Here is a 13,666-nt window from a genome sequence, read left to right on the forward strand (position 1 = left end):
AAGTTGGTTCAGGCGGCCTCCGTGTAGGTGCCGCGCAGGAGGTGCTGGGTGCCCTTGTAGGAGCGGAGGCCGGCGTACAGGGCGGGGTCGATGGGCCCGTAGACGTGCACGTGGATCCACTTGCCGGTGGTGCGGTGCTGCACCCATACCTTGAGGGCGTCGCGACCGGTGGCGGCGCGGTATGCCTTGGCGACGTGGCGGCCGAACCAGCTCTTCTTACCGTCGGGGAGGTCGCTGCCGCCGATGCGGTCGAGGAAGTCGCCGGTGCGGATGAGCCGGCCGGTCTCGATGAGGGCGCCGATGGTGCCGGAGAGGGTGCGGTAGCCGAGGGCCTTGGCGGTGGCGACTGCGGCGTAAAGGCCGTTGCGGCGGGTGCGGGTCACGGCGTTCATCTCAGGGTCCCCCTCGGTCGGTGTGCTGTGACTCCAGCATGAGGCCTACGCGTAGCCCTGTCAATAGGGCTACGCATAGCTCTTACCGTAGGGCTACCCGTTGTGGGAGGATGGCGGTATGCCTACCGACTACGAGCCACCCCGAGACGCCGCCGACACCTTCGCCCGCTACAAGGCCCACTACGAAGGCGAGCGCGCACTGAAGCCCGAGATGCTGGAGTACGCCGACCGCGAGCTGAAGGCCGGCGCCACCGTCGGCCAGCTCGCCGCATGGACCGGGCTCACGCCCGAGGTGTTCCGCCGTCGCGCCCGCGCGCTCGGCGTCGAGCGGAAGAGGCCGCCGACCGTGGGCAAGCTCGCCCGCCCGGCGAGCAGCGAGGAGACGACCGCATGAGCGCCCGAGACGCGTTGATCGCCTACCTGCGCCAGGCCGGGCTGAGCACAGCACGCGCTGAGGCCAACCTCGACGCCTTTGCTCACGAGCTGGCGGAGGAGCAGCGGACCTACGCGCGCGAGCGCGGCGTGATGCTGGAGGACGAGCGGTACGTCACGGCGGGCGACGTCATCGACCTGATCGACCCGCACGTGGGCCCGGCGCGCCCGGACGAGGAGCCCACGCCGTGACCGACGACGGCCGGCACCGCGATGAACTGTGCCCGGCCTGCCTGGCGTTCCCCGGCGAACACGACCGGCGGATCATCATCGGGCGTCCGGACGGGACGACGCTGCAGACGTGGCACAAGGACGACTGCCCGCTCGCCGACCAGCCACCCCAAACCGACGAGGAGCCCACGACATGAGCAGCGAGTGGCTGACGCCAGAGCAGATCCGCCAGCAGCGGGCGGCCGAGGTGATGGAGGGTCCGCTCGGGCGGGCCATCTACGACGTGATCATGTGGACGCGCAAGCAGTGGCCGCCGCAGCGCGCTGACGATGAACTGTGGCTCAACCCCACCGACGATGGCGCCGCCGTGCTGATCGGCGGCAAGGTGCTCGGCTACCAGGTGTGCGCCTCCGAGAAGGTACCGGCAGGAAAGGCGCTGATCTACTGCCAGTCGTTCGGCGTGTACGTGGCAGACGGCCAGATGCCGGACGCTCGGTTCGCCCTCTACCAACTGCCCGAAGTCACTGCATGACGGAGGCCCCGCCCGGAATCCGGTGCGGGGCCGACGTGCGCCTACTTCACGTTGCCCGCGAAGATCGCCACCTCGGAGTCCAGCGTCGGCGCCATCTCCACCTGCAGGTACTCCTCGTCCTTCGGCATCGCGCACGCCATCTTCCCCGTCGCCGTCCGGCCCGGCCGGAGCTTCATCGGCGGCACGCCCTCCAGTCCCCGCTCCGAGTCGAAGACCTGCTCGGCCTGCTGAGACTCGGCGCCGTAGTAGCACATGACGTACCCGGTAGCGATGTCCGCGACCGCATCCGACTGGTTGTCGATCTTCACGGTGAAGGACACGAACGGCTCCCCGCCCGGCGCCGCCCACTCCGACGACACGCCCCGCTTGTAGCCGGACAGCTTCACCTCGATGCCGTCCTCGTAGGACACCCCGTCCGTCAGCCCCATGATCTCCGGCTCCGAGTCGTCCGGTGTCGGCTCCGGTTCCTCCTCGGCGAAGACGGTCTCGTCGGCGGGCGCGCTGCTCTCGGCGGCCGGCTTGGCGTCCGTGTCGTCGTCGCGGTCCTGCACGACGACGATGCCGGTTCCGATGATCGCGGCGATGACGGCGACTGCTGCTCCGATGATGATCGCGTTGGTGCGGTTCTTCTTCGGCGCCGGTGAGGGCGGGAAGTCGGGCATCGGCGGCGGAGTGTGGCTCATGGGTCCCCCAGGTGGCGGCGTTGTCTGGGGTGCATGATGCGCCGTTGCGGAGGCGGCGTGAAGGTGATGTTCCTGATCTGTGACCCGAAACTGGGCGAACCGGTAGCAGCGCCCTGCCGGTAACAGCCACACTGCGGGCATGGACGACGTGGTGTACATGGTGCGCGGCACGACCCGCGAGGTCTGCCAGCGCGAGCTGGACCGGGTCTGCCGACTCCTTGGCGCTGTCCCGACGAACCCGCCGTCCGACAGTGTCGGCCGCGGCTGGGTCGCCCGCGCCGTCCCCTCCCCCACCACCCCGCTACGGGAGCCGGTCGAGGGATAGGCGAAACCCCCGCCGGGGGGGTGGCGGGGGCTTCTCGGGGGTGCAACTCGGCGCTCGAAACCCAGGTGCACGACCAGTGTCGCAGCGCTGTCAACTAGGGTCAGGCGGGCACTTCCTGGCTGATCTGCCGGTGGATGATCCGGCCGATGTCCTCCCACTCCCCATCCGTGATCAGCCGCCCGGGCTCGCCGGTGGGCACGCCGGTCGCCTGGTTCGTGGGGAGCAGCAGCGGCACCTCTGCAGTCGGGTCCGCGCAGGCCCACACGGTGGACCGCGGGTCGTAGGTGGACCCGGCCGGGAGGAACCGGTCGCGGAGGTCGAACTCCTCGCCGGACTCGGGGTGGACCCAGCGGTTCGCCTCGTCGGCCTTGGCCGCGCACGACTCGCACTGGTTGTCGCCGTACAGGTGGTTTTCGCAGAGGTAGGCGCCGCAGCCGTGGTCATCGCCGCGCGGGTCCTTCCCGCAGAGATGGGCGAGGCCGCGATCGATCTGCGCCTCGCAGCCGTCCCCCTCGCACTGAGCTTGGACGGCGTATCCGGCTTCGATACGGTCCCCGTTCGGGCGGGTGATCTCGTAGCGGGCGTATCCCATTGCGTGCTCCTCGGGTGTTGGAGGGGTCGGATTCAGGGTCGGATGGGCGTCAAGCGGGGCCGGTCCGGTCGACCGTTCGTGCCGCTGTTTCCGACCCCTTCCCCGACCCCGTGAACTAGCGGCTGACCTGCGGTGTTACTGATGGGCGACGGCCTGCGCCTCCCACGCTTCGGCGGGCACGATCCGCCACGTTCCCGTGTCTTCGCAGCGCTCAACCTCGGGGCGCAGCGCGCGGGCCGCGTCGAGCACCTGCTTCTCCTCCAGCCCGGTCGCCTGCTCCAGCTCCCGCCGGGTGGCGTTCCCGTACTTGGTGAGCGCGGCCTTCACCCGCTCCTGGTTGGAGGCGCCGCCGACCGGCAGGATCAGCCGCTTCCCCACCGGCGGCCGTACTGTCGTCGCCCCGATCCTCGCGACCTCGGCACGGAACTCGTCGCCGGTCAGCCACATCCCCTTGTACGGGGTGGCGACCTGGTGGACCGGGGACTGCAGCAGGAACTTCCCGGGCTGGTCCAGCTTGCCAGGCTCCCAGCCTGGGGTGTTGCCGAAGATGAACCGGCGGTGGTCCGCGTCGTTCATGCGGGTGGACAGGCGGTTCGCGTAGTTCCCGCGGGCGTCCGTTGTCCCCCCGAACACCTTCCGCGACGGCTGCTGGGTGGCGGACAGGAAGTGCATGCCGGCGAACCGCATCAGGGCGAGGAGGGACTCCTGCTTTTTGGAGGCGGGGGTCTTCTTCCAGGGGCCGTCGTCGCCCTGGCGGACCAGTTCGGCGAGCTCGTCTTCGAGGATCCACATGGCGGGCCGGCCGTGTTTCTGCGGGTCCCATTCCTGGTCGCCCGCGACGGCGAGGATTTCGCCGCGTTCTTCCATCTCCTGCTTCAGCCAGTCGAGGAGGGCGTGGGCCTGCTCGGGGGTGGCGGCGAGGTCTTGGAGGATCGGCAGCATCGGGGTGAGTTCAGGCGCGCCGGGCTTGAGGTCCATGCCGTAGAGGACGGTGTCGGGCCGGTCCGCGAGCTGGACCGCGATGGACCGGGTGAGGGTGGATTTCCCGAACTTGGATGATCCGGCGACGAGGGTGTGGCTGTAGGCCATGTCGAGCCAGACCGGGTTCAGGAACCGGTCCACGCCGAGGAGGACCGGGTCGGTGAACCGGGCGCCCTGGGTTCGCGTGTAGGGGACCACCGCGGTGAGGGGGTCGCCGTCGACGAACCGGGCGATGAGCTGGTTCGTGAGGGCGCCGTCTTCCAGCATGAACTCCCCGGCCACGCCCATCCCGGAGGCGACCTTGTCCCAGGCGGACCGCAGCTTGGTCCTGTCCAGGTTCACGGGCAGGTCCAACACGGCGGTCCATCCGGTCCTGGTCCGTTCCACGGTGCAGCCCGGCAGTTCAGCGGCGAACAGCTCGTGGACCACGGTCCTGATCCGGGTCTCTTCCACGGTCCGCCCAGTGAGGTCTGGCCCGGACTGGACCGGGTCCGGGGTGGTCTTCTGGACGAGGGCGTGGTGGGCCATTTGCTGCCGGATCATGGCGGTCTGGAGTTTCACGGACTCCTGGTCCAGTTTGATCTCGTCGTGCCGGGTGTGGTGCTTATACACCAGCCGCGCGGCCATGGCTGCGGCGGAGGCGACGAGCCACGCGTAGGCGGTGGCGCCTATCCCGCCGACGGTGGTGACGCCGGCCTGGGTGAAGAGGCCAGCGACGGTGAGGCTGGACCAGGAGAGCGTGGGGCTCCACTTCTTCGCGAAGGACACGAAGGCCAGCTTGCCCGCGGCCAGAGCGGAGACGAACTCGGTGACGGCTGCGGTGGTGCCGTACTGCCATTCGGCGATGAGGGCGGCGCCGGTGACGATGCTGGGCACGGTGAGGCTGGTGGCAAGGTCCACGGGGGTGATCTTCACTGGCGGGCTCCGGCGGGGTGACGAGCGGCCCCCGCGAGTGCGGGGGCCGGACGGCGGACGGTCAGCGGTACTGGTGGAGCTTCGACTCGGCGTCCTTCAGCCGGCGGTACGCGGTCGACTCGGAGACGCCGAGGATTGTGGCGGCGCCCTTCTTGGTGATGTGGTCGCCGTTGCGGAGGCGGCGGAACAGTTCGTCGACCTGGTCCTCGGGGCGGACCGGGCGGTCCACGGCGCGGCCCACGGCTTGGACCAGGACGGGTTCGGGCGTGGTCTCAATCTGCTCCGTGGACTGGTCAGCGGACTGAACCGGCGTGGACTCGGTGCGGTCCGCCGGCTGGTCCGTGGGCCGGTCCACCGGCTCGACGACCGGGGGCGGCGTCGGGCGACGGGCTTCGAGAGCGAGGCGCAGCCCGACGGTACGGTCCGCGGTGACCAGCCGGTCCCGCTCCCCCAGCGCGAGCGCGAGCTCGGTGCCGGTCTGCTGCTGCAGCGTCCGGAGGTACGCCTCGTACCGCGGCTCCAGCTTGATGCGGATGGTGTGCATGCCGATCGCCCACACGCCCTTCGCGGCGGCGGAGACGAGCGCGCCGACGATCCCGACGATCCACCCCCACGATCCGGAGAGTGCACCGTGGGTGACGATCGCGGCCATGGAGACGACGAGGAGCGCTACGCCCACGTTGCGGGGGGTGGCGGCGCGCTTGCTGTCGTAGCGCAGCAGCCATTCGGCGATGAGGCAGGCGGCCCAGCCTGCGTCGAACACTCCGGCGACGAGGTAGGCGGCCCAGGCGGGGGCGAGGAGGGAGAGCATGCTGCCGATGGCGACGGTGCCCCAGACGATCGCGCCGATGGTCATGAGGATCGCGGCGGCGAACAGCGTGCGGCGGAGGGTGGCGTCGAGGTTGAACGGCAGCCGCCGGACGGGGGTGGTGTCGGGGACGTCGTACTGGACGGGGACGCCGTTCACCTGTTCGGTGATGGTGCGCGTGCGCTGGCGGAACTTGCCGTTCATGGCGGTGGTCTCCGGGTTCAGGCGTGGGCTCGGGCGCGCGCCGGGCGGGGCCGGTGGTTGCGGGTCTGCACGGCGAGGTAGACGGCGCCGGCGAGGAGGAGGGCGGCTTCGGGCTGCTGGCTGGCGGCGTCGGCGATGCCGGTCACGACGCCGAGGAGCATGGCGGTGGCGATCTCGGCGAGGTGCGCGGTCGCCGCGGGGTGCATGAGGGCGAGGATGATCAGGGTGGCGAGCAGGAGTTGGCGGAGGATGCGGTCGGGGCGGCGGCGCATGGCGGGCCTCCTGGGCTGCGGGTCGGATGGGGCGGGTGTGGTGCTGGCCGGATCTCCAGGGCCCGCGTGCGAGACGCGGACCGAGGGCTACCGGTCAGCTGTCGTCGCCGTCGTCGGCGGGCTGCGGAAGCGCCATGGAGAAGGTGACGGTGTAGTCGCCGTCGTCCTCGATCTCGATGTTGCTGCCGGTCTCCGGGTTGGTCTGGCCCATGTCGGGCTCCTCTCGGTTGGGGTGACGGTTCGGGCTACTGGTCAGTGCGGGATGCGGTTCTCGTGGAGCTCGACGTGCGCCTCGTGGGCGAGGCCGGTGAGGTGGTCGATCTGGTTGTCGGTGAGCTCGGCCGGGCGGGTCAGGACTTCGGCGTCGGCGAGGGCGTCGCGGAGTTGCTCGATGGCGGTGGTGTCGGGCACGGGCGTGACCCCTTTCGGGGTGGTGCTGCCGCGCGGGACGGGGGGATGGTCGTACCGCGCGGCAGCGGTCTGCGGGGGGTCAGGCGGGGGTGGTCCAGCCGAGGCGGGCGCGGACGTCGGCGGCTTGCGCGTAGTCGGCTTGGCAGGTGGCGGGGGTGGCTGGCTCGGCGAGGATCGGGTTCGGTTGCGGCGCGAGCGTGGGGGTGGGCTGCTGTGGTTGTTGCCCGTTACGATCGGTCACGGTCTCTCCTGGTGATGTCAGGTGGGCCGGCCCCGACGGGAGGTGCAACTCCCGCCGGGGCGTTTCTTTGTTGCGCGACAGCTTGGGCTGCCTGATGCGACTGTACGGGATACCCCGTACACTGGCAACAGCGGCCCGCCCGACGGAAAGGGACGGGGCATGGACGAGGAGGTGCAGCGCGTGTTCGACGCTCTCTCAGGTCTCTCGGAGATCGAGGACCCGAAGGCGCGCGCGCTCGCTGTGGCACGGGTGCTCAAGGAGTGGCCGGATCACAGCAAGGCGCTGCGGGAGGTCCGGCGACGGGCCGTGCTCGAACTGCTGGCGCCGGAGGACGCCTCCGTCCGGAAGATCGCCAAGGAGCTGGGCGTGTCGCCCACGACCATCCAAGACATCACGGCGGGCTACTCGAAGTCCGGCAAGGCCCGGCCGAAGAAGACCACCTCGGAGGAGTAGCGATGGATGATCTCGTGCAGTTCCTGCGCGCCCGGCTCGACGATGAGATCGAGCACGCTCGGTGGAGTGGCAACGCGCTGATCACGCATGGCGCGCCCACCATGAACATCCCCGTCGAGATGGCGGAGCGCCGCGCGCGACTCCAGCTCAATGCGGCCGAGGCGCAGCGGACCCTGTTCGAGGAGACAGTGTTCCCCTATCTGGGTACGGCGGGGCCGACGGGTCGCATCGCTGAGCAGCAAGCGCGCATCATGGCGTCGATGCACGAGGGCCACGAGGACTACCGCGAGGAGTGGCGGCCGTAACCCCCGGACATAGCTGCGCCCCCGGCCGTCGTGACACGGTCCGGGGGCGCCTTGCTGTAGCAGGCCGGATCGTCGGCAGCAGCGGTGCGGCGGCCCGGCACTCCCATCATGCCGACGACGTCAAGCGGGGGCCGGCCACTCCGTCAGCAGGGCGCCGGTCTCCTCGTCCGTGAGGGTGAGGCGCGCCCGGTCCCGACCGTAGGCGCCGACCCAGGAGGCGAACTTGCGGCGGGCCACGCTCTCGTCCGCCCACCAGCCGTGCATGGTCGGCTGGCCGTCGAGATGGAGGGTGAGGTGGTAGCGGGCGGGGCGCACGTCACCAGCATGGCCCGCCCACCGCGCCCCCGCTGCCGGGCGCGCGCAGGCTGGGGGTATGAGTCCGCCGCCTGTGATCGTGTATCCGCCGGATGAGGATGGTGGCCGACGTGTCCGGATCGACGGAACGCTGTCGGGGCGGGCGTTCTCGGTGCGGGATGTGGCGGCGTTCTTGCAGGAGGCGGGGTTGCAGTCGTTCGATGAGATGGACGTGGTGCGCGCGGAGTGGATCACGTGGCGTGGTGGCGGGCCGGACGTGTGGACGCATTGAGGGCGGTCCGGGCGGGCTCCCGTATCCCACCGGCGCCGGTCGCTACCCGGCCTTCCGGACCGCCATCGTCAGGGTGGCACAGCGGTCAAGCCGGGCCGGGCTGCATGTACACGGGCCAGTCGTTCGGGGGCTCGACGACCAGGGGCGTGGTGTGCTCCTCCATCAGCGGCTGGCCGGACCGGTTGGGGTCGACGAGCTTCGTGCCTCCCTCCTCGGTGACGTAGGCCCGGTACCGGATGACGGGCCCGTCGGGGGTGTCCGCGATGGTGAGGTCGTGCTCGATAGGGACGAGGTCGGGGTCAATGCCGTTGGCGCGCACCCAGGCGCAGAGGTCTTCGCTGCGACCTTGGGTGACGTGGAGGTGCCAGAGGGTGGCGCTGGAGATGAGGCGCGCGGTCATCGTTGCTCCTTGGGCTGGTGCTGGCTGGCATGGAGGTGCTGGAGGGGGAATCGGCCGCCGCAGGTGCACGGAGCACTGCTGTCGCCGGTGGGGTCGTACCACCAGCGGCACCCGACGTCGTCGGCGTGGCTGCCTTGGTGGCCGGGGCGGAGGACGCATTCGGTGCGCACCGTGGTGAGGCCGGTGTCTGGGGAGAGGTGGCCGCAGTGCTCGCGGGGCTGGGCCGGAATGGTGAGCCCGGCGTTTCGGCCGGTGCGCTCGCGGTCTTCGGAGCAGGTGACGGCGTGCTTGAAGGCGCCGGTAGTCGGGTCACATTGGCCGGTGCACGGCTCGGTCGCTTGGGTCGCTGCCGGGGTGGCCGTGTCGGTGTGACAGGAGCAGGTGCAGGGCGCAGCACAGAACTTGCACGTGGCGGGTCTCTTGGCTCCGGCTTGCCCGGTGCGCCCCTGGCAGTAGGCGTGCTCGCCGTGGAGGCAGCCGGTGGACAGGTAGGTGTGGCCGGTCGCTGCCGGGACGGGCTCGGGCTGCTCCCCGTCGAGCGCGGCATGGATGCGGCGAGCGATCTCCTCCTCGTTACCGGTCCACGTCGCCGTGCAAGAGCCGATCACGTCAGCGACGGCGCGCACTCGGGCGATGGCGGCCTCGGCGCGTTGGGCATCGTTGCGGTAGCGGTGGCTGAGCTGCGCCGCCTCCGCCCGTTCCCGCTCCGCCCGGTTGGACGTCTCATGCGCCACGCGGTTGGACGTCTCATGCGCCACGCGCAGGAGGTCTTCGAGCTGCTGGACGCGCGTGTCGTAGTCGGCGAGGCGCGCCTCGTGGTTCATCTCAAAGCAGGTCGCGGCGCGGGCGGAGGCGTCGAGCATGCGCGCGATGACGTCGAGGCGTTCCTCCGTGGGGGCTTGGTTGAACCGTCGGAGCCACTGACCGGGTGTGGGCACGGCGTGCGGGTCGTAGCCGTCTTCCTCGCCAGCGCCGTGCATGAGGTCGTCGGCGGCGGTGGGGTTGGGGCAGTCGAGGCGGGAGCAGGTGACGTGCCCGCCGGAGCCGAGGAAGAGGCTGGCGCCTCGGCAGGCGGGGCAGCGGCCTTGGACGTCGGTCATCGGTTCCTCCGGGTGGCGCGCTTGAGGGCGCGTCGTGTGGCTCGGTTCGGTCGGGGGTCGGGCGCGGTGTCGTCGATGACGGTCTCAACGTGCACCAGTTCGGTCTGCCAGGTGACGCCCGGGGCGGGCGTGTGCTCGCCCCGGGGTGTGGTCGGGCGGGTCATGTGGTGCTGCTCCTGGGGTCGTCGGGGTGGTCGAGGTTGAGGCCGTCGACGACCTGCCAGAACCGGTCAACTTCTGCGGTGGCGATCGCGGCCTGGTCCTGCTGCGGGGTGGCGCCGATGACGATCACGCGGACGCGGGCGGTGCGGTGGCCCCAGCACCAGCCGGCGGAGAGGGTGAGGACGGCGATGAGGACGTGGGTCACGGTTTCCTCCGGTTGCGGATGGTGTGGGCGGCGGCCCAGACGGCGCCGGCGGTGAGGGCGAGGAGGGCGAGGGTGGGGAGGATGAGGCCGGGCAGGCGGGCGATCACGGGGCGGTGCCCCCGATCAGGTCGCGGATGGCTTCGAAGGCGACCTGTCCGGCCTCCTGCGCCGTGACCGCGCGCGTCCGCTCCTCTCCGTCGGCGAGGTGGTAGACGGCGTACATGTCGGCCTCGGTCGCGCCGTCGGCGAACTTGGCGGCCAGGGCTTCGGTGATCCGGTCCTGGGCTTCGGCCAGGACGGTGCGTCGACAGCAGCTTCGGTCTTGGGTGTGGACGTTGCGGTCGTGGAAGGCGGCGACGATGGCGGGGTCGTCGAGGAAGTCCTCCAGGGACTCGTCTCCGGTGTCCCAGTCGCCTTCCTGGAGTTCACCGATGAGGTCGCCGAGGACTTTCCGTTTGGTGTTGTCGTCGGCGCCGGTGTTGATGAGGGCGCGGGCGACGGGGTCGAAGATGCGGTTGGCACTGTTCCAGCCCATGTCAGTTCTCCTCGTAGGTGTGTGGTTGGCTGCGCGCCCACAGGGGCGTGCGTGAAGCCCGTTGGCGGGTGCGGTGGATGCGAGGGGCGGACGCAGTCTGTGAGGGGCGCACGCGGGCGTACAGCCACCCGCACGCCCGTCCGAGAGGGAGCCGCTGGGCCTGGTGGCCGCACATCCACGCGGACAGCGCGGCCACCAGAACCACGAACGCGGCGAGGTCGGTCACTGCGCCCCGTCCTGCCGCTTGGCGGTGCAGCTCGGGCACACGTCCTCGGTCCGGCCGGGCGCGCGTCGGGTGGTCCAGCCGTCGCTTCGGCCGTCGGCGCGGACCTGTCGGGCGGTGACCGAGTCGAAGCTGGCGCGGATCGCGGCGGACTCTGGGCAGTCGGTGCGCTCGTCGGGGCCGTCGCACGAGACTTCGACACCGATCGGACGGGCGGTCATCGATGGGCCTCGTCCTGCCGCGCCCCGGCGGCGGGCTCGGTGCTGTAGCCGGGGCACCAGATCTGCGGCTGGTCGGCCCACTCGTGCGGGTCGTGGTAGTCGTCGTGGCCGCACTGGCGAGTCCCGCTGGTCAGGTCGGCGACCGGCTCGGTCTCGGTGGTTGCCGTCTCGTCGGCCATACGGCGCAGTCGCCGGGCGAGTCCCGCAGCGATGTCGAGAGACCGGGCGCGGGCGTTCGGGTGGAAGTCGATCCCGGCGATCTCGTCGGCGGCTTCGCGGAGGATGGCGGCCTGGTCGGCGGGCGCGGGCAGCACGGCCAGCACCGCCTCGGCGCGTGCCAGGTACGTGTCCCGCTGCTCCTGGTCGAGGTCCGGGAAGCTGATCGCCCAGCCGGGGTGGCTGTGGGCGTACAGGGTGGCGGCGATGCGGTCGCGGAGCGGGGTGGTCTGGTCGGTCATCGGATCCTCCAGCGGGTCAGGGGTGGGATGATCAGGGCCAGGCCCGGGGCGATAGCAGCGCCCCGGGCCGACGTGCGAGTCACGGGGCGGAGGCCGGGACGAGCACGTCCTGCACGGCCACCGCGGCCGGCTCCGTCTCGGGCTCCTCAGCTAGGGGTTCGGGGTTGAACTCGATGCGGGCTCCGTCCCAGTTCCGTTCGCGCATCTCGTCGAAGCTCAGAGCGTTCCGGCGCACGTCGCCCCCGAGCACTGCCGTGAGCGTGCCGTCGGGGTGCAGGGTGCAGTCGAACGGCGGCCGGTCTTCGGTGTGCACGCGGATCGGGGTGGGCTCGGTCGGCAGGGCGATAGGCTCGGGTTCACGGAGCACGTCGGCCGTCGCGACCGGGCTGGTGCAATGCCGGCAGGTGCAACGAGCGCTCATGCCGTCTTCTCCTTCCGGGGCTTGGTCAGCCCGTTCCGCTCGCAGATCCACCAGGCGTGACGGAGGCTGCACCCGGTGCGGGCAGAGATCAGCTCGTAGGTCAGCCCGTACAGGCGCAGCTGGATGACAGCGGCCTCGAGCTCAGCGGCACTGACCCGGGCGGGTCGGTCGCCAGAGGCGGTGCGCTCTACGGCCATCTCGTCGATGTCGTGGTCGCCGCGGTTACAGGTGCGGCAGTAGCGGCGCCCGTCAACGGTGGAGATGACGTCGTGCCCGTCGTGGCGGTACGTGAACTGCTTCTCGTTGTACGTCTTCTCGGTGACGTACCGGCAGGCGCGGCAGTAGCGGACGCCGCCCTTGGTGAAACGCAGGTTCTCAGCGTTGAGCCGATGCCCGTGGCTACAGAAGGCCGGTATGACTCGGGCGGCTTTGGCGCGGGACTTGGGCTCGATCTCCCCGGGCTTGGGCGGTCCGCTGGCCGGCCGCCCGTGGTAGACCCAGCGGGTGTAGCAGGCGACGCAGTAGCCGCGCCCTCGGTGGGCGGCGCTCTTCCCGCAGCAGGCACACACGATGGTGCGGCGGCGGGCACGGTCAACGCTCATCGTTTCTCCTGGGTTCGGGCCGCTGCGGGTTCAGGCGGCGGGTTGGTCGGGTACGGCGGTGAGGTGCCGGCGGGCGTCGTCCGCCGCGGCGGCGATCGCTTTCTGCTGGCGGGTGCGGGACCGCTCGTCGAGGGCGTGGCCGTTGAGGGCGGCTTCCAACTCGGCGCGGTGCTGTGCCTGCTCCTCCTCCGTCCAGGGCCGTCGGGTGCGGGGCTGCGCGCTGGTGGGTTGGGCGTGGCCGAAGGTGCCGGTGGGCAGGGCCTCGGCCATGAGCCGCTCGTAGGGCGTCACCGCGGGGCCTCCTCGTGGGCGTACATGGGCGGCTCGCCGTCGCGGATGCGTTGCCGATCGACGCGGGCGCGGACCTGGCTGACCCAGGCGGTGAGGTCGACGGGGGGCATGTTGGCGAGGCGGAGCAGGTAGTCGGCGTGGCAGGCCCGGTCGAGGGGGCAGGTGCAGGCGAGGTCTTTGCCGCGGAGGTCGTGGAGGCCGGCGAGGATGCGCTCGCGCTGCTGGTCGGCCTTGTCGGTGGGGGCGTCGGACCGGGACCCGGCGAGCCAGGTGCGGTAGTTGGCGGCGGCTGCGGCGTGGGGGTCGTCGTAGCCCATCTCCTGCATGAGGGTGACCTTGCAGGGGTTGCCGTAGCGGCTGCTGCGGTCGACGATCATGCCGCCGCGGTAGAGGTCGGCGGCGCCGGCGAGGGTCCAGCCCTTGGTGCGGCGGCGCTGGATGCGGACGGGCGTGCTCATCGGGTGTCCTCCTGGGCTTTGAGCCGGGCCGCGTCCTCGGCTTCTTGGTAGCGGCGGGCGTGGACGGTGGGGCGGGCCCGGCCGTGGTCATGGCAGGGCGTGCCGGGTTCGACTTGGCAAGCGGGGCAGCAGGCCGTGGCTTGCGCGTGGGCGGAGAGTCGGGCGGGGTGGACGGCGGGCAGCCGGCGGCCGGTGCGGGTGGTGCAGGGCTGGCCGGGGTGTGCGTGGCAGTGAGGGCAGCGGATGCTGCGGGCGGGGTGGGCTGCCACGGTGCGGAGGCTGGCGGG

Annotated in this window: 29 protein-coding genes; 8 read left to right on the forward strand and 21 right to left on the reverse strand. The window is 71.1% G+C overall.

Annotated features, from left to right (window positions below; genetic code table 11):
* Nucleotides 1-8: 8 nt before the first annotated feature.
* Complete coding sequence (locus tag ACIQ6R_RS16090; RefSeq protein WP_404221840.1) at nt 9-392, reverse strand: hypothetical protein; 384 nt, start codon at nt 390-392, stop codon at nt 9-11.
* Nucleotides 393-510: 118 nt separating this feature from the next.
* Here ACIQ6R_RS16090 and ACIQ6R_RS16095 point away from each other — a divergent pair, with 118 nt between their 5' ends.
* From ACIQ6R_RS16095 to ACIQ6R_RS16110, 4 genes are read left to right on the forward strand one after another with little or no spacing between them, the layout of a single operon-like run.
* Complete coding sequence (locus tag ACIQ6R_RS16095) at nt 511-786, forward strand: hypothetical protein (protein ID WP_404221842.1); 276 nt, start codon at nt 511-513, stop codon at nt 784-786.
* Nucleotides 783-1,016 carry a hypothetical protein gene (locus tag ACIQ6R_RS16100; protein WP_404221844.1) on the forward strand — a complete coding sequence of 78 codons (234 nt, stop codon included), beginning with the start codon at nt 783-785 and terminating at the stop codon, nt 1,014-1,016. Before ACIQ6R_RS16095 ends, ACIQ6R_RS16100 begins: the two co-directional genes overlap by 4 nt.
* Entirely contained in the window at nt 1,013-1,192 is a 180-nt protein-coding gene (locus tag ACIQ6R_RS16105; RefSeq protein ID WP_404221846.1) for a hypothetical protein, read from the forward strand. Before ACIQ6R_RS16100 ends, ACIQ6R_RS16105 begins: the two co-directional genes overlap by 4 nt.
* On the forward strand, nt 1,189-1,527 hold the full coding sequence (locus tag ACIQ6R_RS16110; RefSeq protein WP_404221848.1) for a hypothetical protein: 339 nt from the start codon (nt 1,189-1,191) through the stop codon (nt 1,525-1,527). Before ACIQ6R_RS16105 ends, ACIQ6R_RS16110 begins: the two co-directional genes overlap by 4 nt.
* A 41-nt stretch (nt 1,528-1,568) precedes the next feature.
* On the opposite strand, the gene ACIQ6R_RS16115 is transcribed toward ACIQ6R_RS16110, so the two are convergent.
* Entirely contained in the window at nt 1,569-2,210 is a 642-nt protein-coding gene (locus tag ACIQ6R_RS16115) for a hypothetical protein (RefSeq protein ID WP_404221850.1), read from the reverse strand.
* 139 nt (nt 2,211-2,349) lie between these two features.
* On the opposite strand from ACIQ6R_RS16115, the gene ACIQ6R_RS16120 reads away from it, so the two are divergent.
* Nucleotides 2,350-2,535, forward strand: coding sequence for a hypothetical protein (locus tag ACIQ6R_RS16120; protein ID WP_404221853.1), 186 nt, complete (start codon nt 2,350-2,352; stop codon nt 2,533-2,535).
* A gap of 100 nt (nt 2,536-2,635) precedes the next feature.
* On the opposite strand, the gene ACIQ6R_RS16125 is transcribed toward ACIQ6R_RS16120, so the two are convergent.
* The 6 genes from ACIQ6R_RS16125 to ACIQ6R_RS16150 all read right to left on the reverse strand — a co-directional run bounded on the left by ACIQ6R_RS16125 (nt 2,636) and on the right by ACIQ6R_RS16150 (nt 6,959).
* On the reverse strand, nt 2,636-3,127 hold the full coding sequence (locus ACIQ6R_RS16125; RefSeq protein ID WP_404221855.1) for a hypothetical protein: 492 nt from the start codon (nt 3,125-3,127) through the stop codon (nt 2,636-2,638).
* Nucleotides 3,128-3,262: 135 nt separating this feature from the next.
* Nucleotides 3,263-5,023: an FtsK/SpoIIIE domain-containing protein gene (locus ACIQ6R_RS16130; protein ID WP_404221857.1), complete on the reverse strand. Its 1,761-nt coding sequence runs from the start codon at nt 5,021-5,023 to the stop codon at nt 3,263-3,265.
* Nucleotides 5,024-5,084: 61 nt separating this feature from the next.
* Nucleotides 5,085-6,035 carry a hypothetical protein gene (locus ACIQ6R_RS16135; protein ID WP_404221859.1) on the reverse strand — a complete coding sequence of 317 codons (951 nt, stop codon included), beginning with the start codon at nt 6,033-6,035 and terminating at the stop codon, nt 5,085-5,087.
* 17 nt (nt 6,036-6,052) lie between these two features.
* A complete protein-coding gene (locus ACIQ6R_RS16140; RefSeq protein WP_404221861.1) occupies nt 6,053-6,307 on the reverse strand; it encodes a hypothetical protein in 255 nt (84 codons plus the stop codon).
* A 252-nt stretch (nt 6,308-6,559) separates the two neighbouring features.
* A complete protein-coding gene (locus ACIQ6R_RS16145; RefSeq protein WP_404221863.1) occupies nt 6,560-6,718 on the reverse strand; it encodes a hypothetical protein in 159 nt (52 codons plus the stop codon).
* A gap of 79 nt (nt 6,719-6,797) precedes the next feature.
* The gene (locus ACIQ6R_RS16150) at nt 6,798-6,959 is read right to left on the reverse strand and encodes a hypothetical protein (protein ID WP_404221865.1); all 162 of its coding nucleotides are present in this window, start codon (nt 6,957-6,959) and stop codon (nt 6,798-6,800) included.
* Between the two features lie 159 nt (nt 6,960-7,118).
* Between ACIQ6R_RS16150 and ACIQ6R_RS16155 the strand changes: the two genes are divergently transcribed.
* Nucleotides 7,119-7,412 carry a helix-turn-helix domain-containing protein gene (locus ACIQ6R_RS16155; protein ID WP_404221867.1) on the forward strand — a complete coding sequence of 98 codons (294 nt, stop codon included), beginning with the start codon at nt 7,119-7,121 and terminating at the stop codon, nt 7,410-7,412.
* Nucleotides 7,413-7,414: 2 nt separating this feature from the next.
* Nucleotides 7,415-7,717, forward strand: coding sequence for a DUF6221 family protein (locus tag ACIQ6R_RS16160; protein ID WP_404221869.1), 303 nt, complete (start codon nt 7,415-7,417; stop codon nt 7,715-7,717).
* Nucleotides 7,718-7,837: 120 nt separating this feature from the next.
* Here ACIQ6R_RS16160 and ACIQ6R_RS16165 read toward each other — a convergent pair whose 3' ends face one another.
* Nucleotides 7,838-8,032, reverse strand: coding sequence for a hypothetical protein (locus tag ACIQ6R_RS16165; RefSeq protein ID WP_404221871.1), 195 nt, complete (start codon nt 8,030-8,032; stop codon nt 7,838-7,840).
* A gap of 58 nt (nt 8,033-8,090) precedes the next feature.
* Between ACIQ6R_RS16165 and ACIQ6R_RS16170 the strand changes: the two genes are divergently transcribed.
* Entirely contained in the window at nt 8,091-8,303 is a 213-nt protein-coding gene (locus ACIQ6R_RS16170) for a hypothetical protein (protein WP_404221873.1), read from the forward strand.
* An 85-nt stretch (nt 8,304-8,388) separates the two neighbouring features.
* Here ACIQ6R_RS16170 and ACIQ6R_RS16175 read toward each other — a convergent pair whose 3' ends face one another.
* The 12 genes from ACIQ6R_RS16175 to ACIQ6R_RS16230 all read right to left on the reverse strand — a co-directional run bounded on the left by ACIQ6R_RS16175 (nt 8,389) and on the right by ACIQ6R_RS16230 (nt 13,648).
* Nucleotides 8,389-8,703, reverse strand: a complete 315-nt coding sequence (locus ACIQ6R_RS16175) for a hypothetical protein (RefSeq protein ID WP_404221875.1) — start codon at nt 8,701-8,703, stop codon at nt 8,389-8,391.
* A complete protein-coding gene (locus ACIQ6R_RS16180; protein WP_404221877.1) occupies nt 8,700-9,803 on the reverse strand; it encodes a hypothetical protein in 1,104 nt (367 codons plus the stop codon). The genes ACIQ6R_RS16175 and ACIQ6R_RS16180 overlap by 4 nt, the downstream gene beginning before the upstream one ends.
* Nucleotides 9,800-9,967 (reverse strand): hypothetical protein, encoded by a 168-nt coding sequence (locus ACIQ6R_RS16185; RefSeq protein ID WP_404221879.1) that lies wholly within the window; start codon nt 9,965-9,967, stop codon nt 9,800-9,802. Before ACIQ6R_RS16185 ends, ACIQ6R_RS16180 begins: the two co-directional genes overlap by 4 nt.
* Nucleotides 9,964-10,170 carry a hypothetical protein gene (locus ACIQ6R_RS16190; protein WP_404221881.1) on the reverse strand — a complete coding sequence of 69 codons (207 nt, stop codon included), beginning with the start codon at nt 10,168-10,170 and terminating at the stop codon, nt 9,964-9,966. The genes ACIQ6R_RS16185 and ACIQ6R_RS16190 overlap by 4 nt, the downstream gene beginning before the upstream one ends.
* Before the next feature lie 103 nt (nt 10,171-10,273).
* Entirely contained in the window at nt 10,274-10,705 is a 432-nt protein-coding gene (locus ACIQ6R_RS16195) for a hypothetical protein (RefSeq protein ID WP_404221883.1), read from the reverse strand.
* A 222-nt stretch (nt 10,706-10,927) separates the two neighbouring features.
* Nucleotides 10,928-11,149 carry a hypothetical protein gene (locus tag ACIQ6R_RS16200; RefSeq protein ID WP_404221885.1) on the reverse strand — a complete coding sequence of 74 codons (222 nt, stop codon included), beginning with the start codon at nt 11,147-11,149 and terminating at the stop codon, nt 10,928-10,930.
* Complete coding sequence (locus ACIQ6R_RS16205; RefSeq protein WP_404221887.1) at nt 11,146-11,607, reverse strand: hypothetical protein; 462 nt, start codon at nt 11,605-11,607, stop codon at nt 11,146-11,148. Before ACIQ6R_RS16205 ends, ACIQ6R_RS16200 begins: the two co-directional genes overlap by 4 nt.
* Before the next feature lie 79 nt (nt 11,608-11,686).
* Nucleotides 11,687-12,028 carry a hypothetical protein gene (locus ACIQ6R_RS16210; RefSeq protein ID WP_404221889.1) on the reverse strand — a complete coding sequence of 114 codons (342 nt, stop codon included), beginning with the start codon at nt 12,026-12,028 and terminating at the stop codon, nt 11,687-11,689.
* Nucleotides 12,025-12,630: a hypothetical protein gene (locus tag ACIQ6R_RS16215; RefSeq protein WP_404221891.1), complete on the reverse strand. Its 606-nt coding sequence runs from the start codon at nt 12,628-12,630 to the stop codon at nt 12,025-12,027. The genes ACIQ6R_RS16210 and ACIQ6R_RS16215 overlap by 4 nt, the downstream gene beginning before the upstream one ends.
* A gap of 30 nt (nt 12,631-12,660) precedes the next feature.
* Nucleotides 12,661-12,921 (reverse strand): hypothetical protein, encoded by a 261-nt coding sequence (locus ACIQ6R_RS16220; protein WP_404221893.1) that lies wholly within the window; start codon nt 12,919-12,921, stop codon nt 12,661-12,663.
* Entirely contained in the window at nt 12,918-13,379 is a 462-nt protein-coding gene (locus tag ACIQ6R_RS16225) for a DUF4326 domain-containing protein (protein WP_404221895.1), read from the reverse strand. Before ACIQ6R_RS16225 ends, ACIQ6R_RS16220 begins: the two co-directional genes overlap by 4 nt.
* Nucleotides 13,376-13,648 (reverse strand): hypothetical protein, encoded by a 273-nt coding sequence (locus tag ACIQ6R_RS16230; protein ID WP_404221897.1) that lies wholly within the window; start codon nt 13,646-13,648, stop codon nt 13,376-13,378. The genes ACIQ6R_RS16225 and ACIQ6R_RS16230 overlap by 4 nt, the downstream gene beginning before the upstream one ends.
* Between the last annotated feature and the right edge of the window lie 18 nt (nt 13,649-13,666).

The organism is Streptomyces sp. NPDC096048 (assembly GCF_044763415.1).
Taxonomy (GTDB): domain Bacteria; phylum Actinomycetota; class Actinomycetes; order Streptomycetales; family Streptomycetaceae; genus Streptomyces.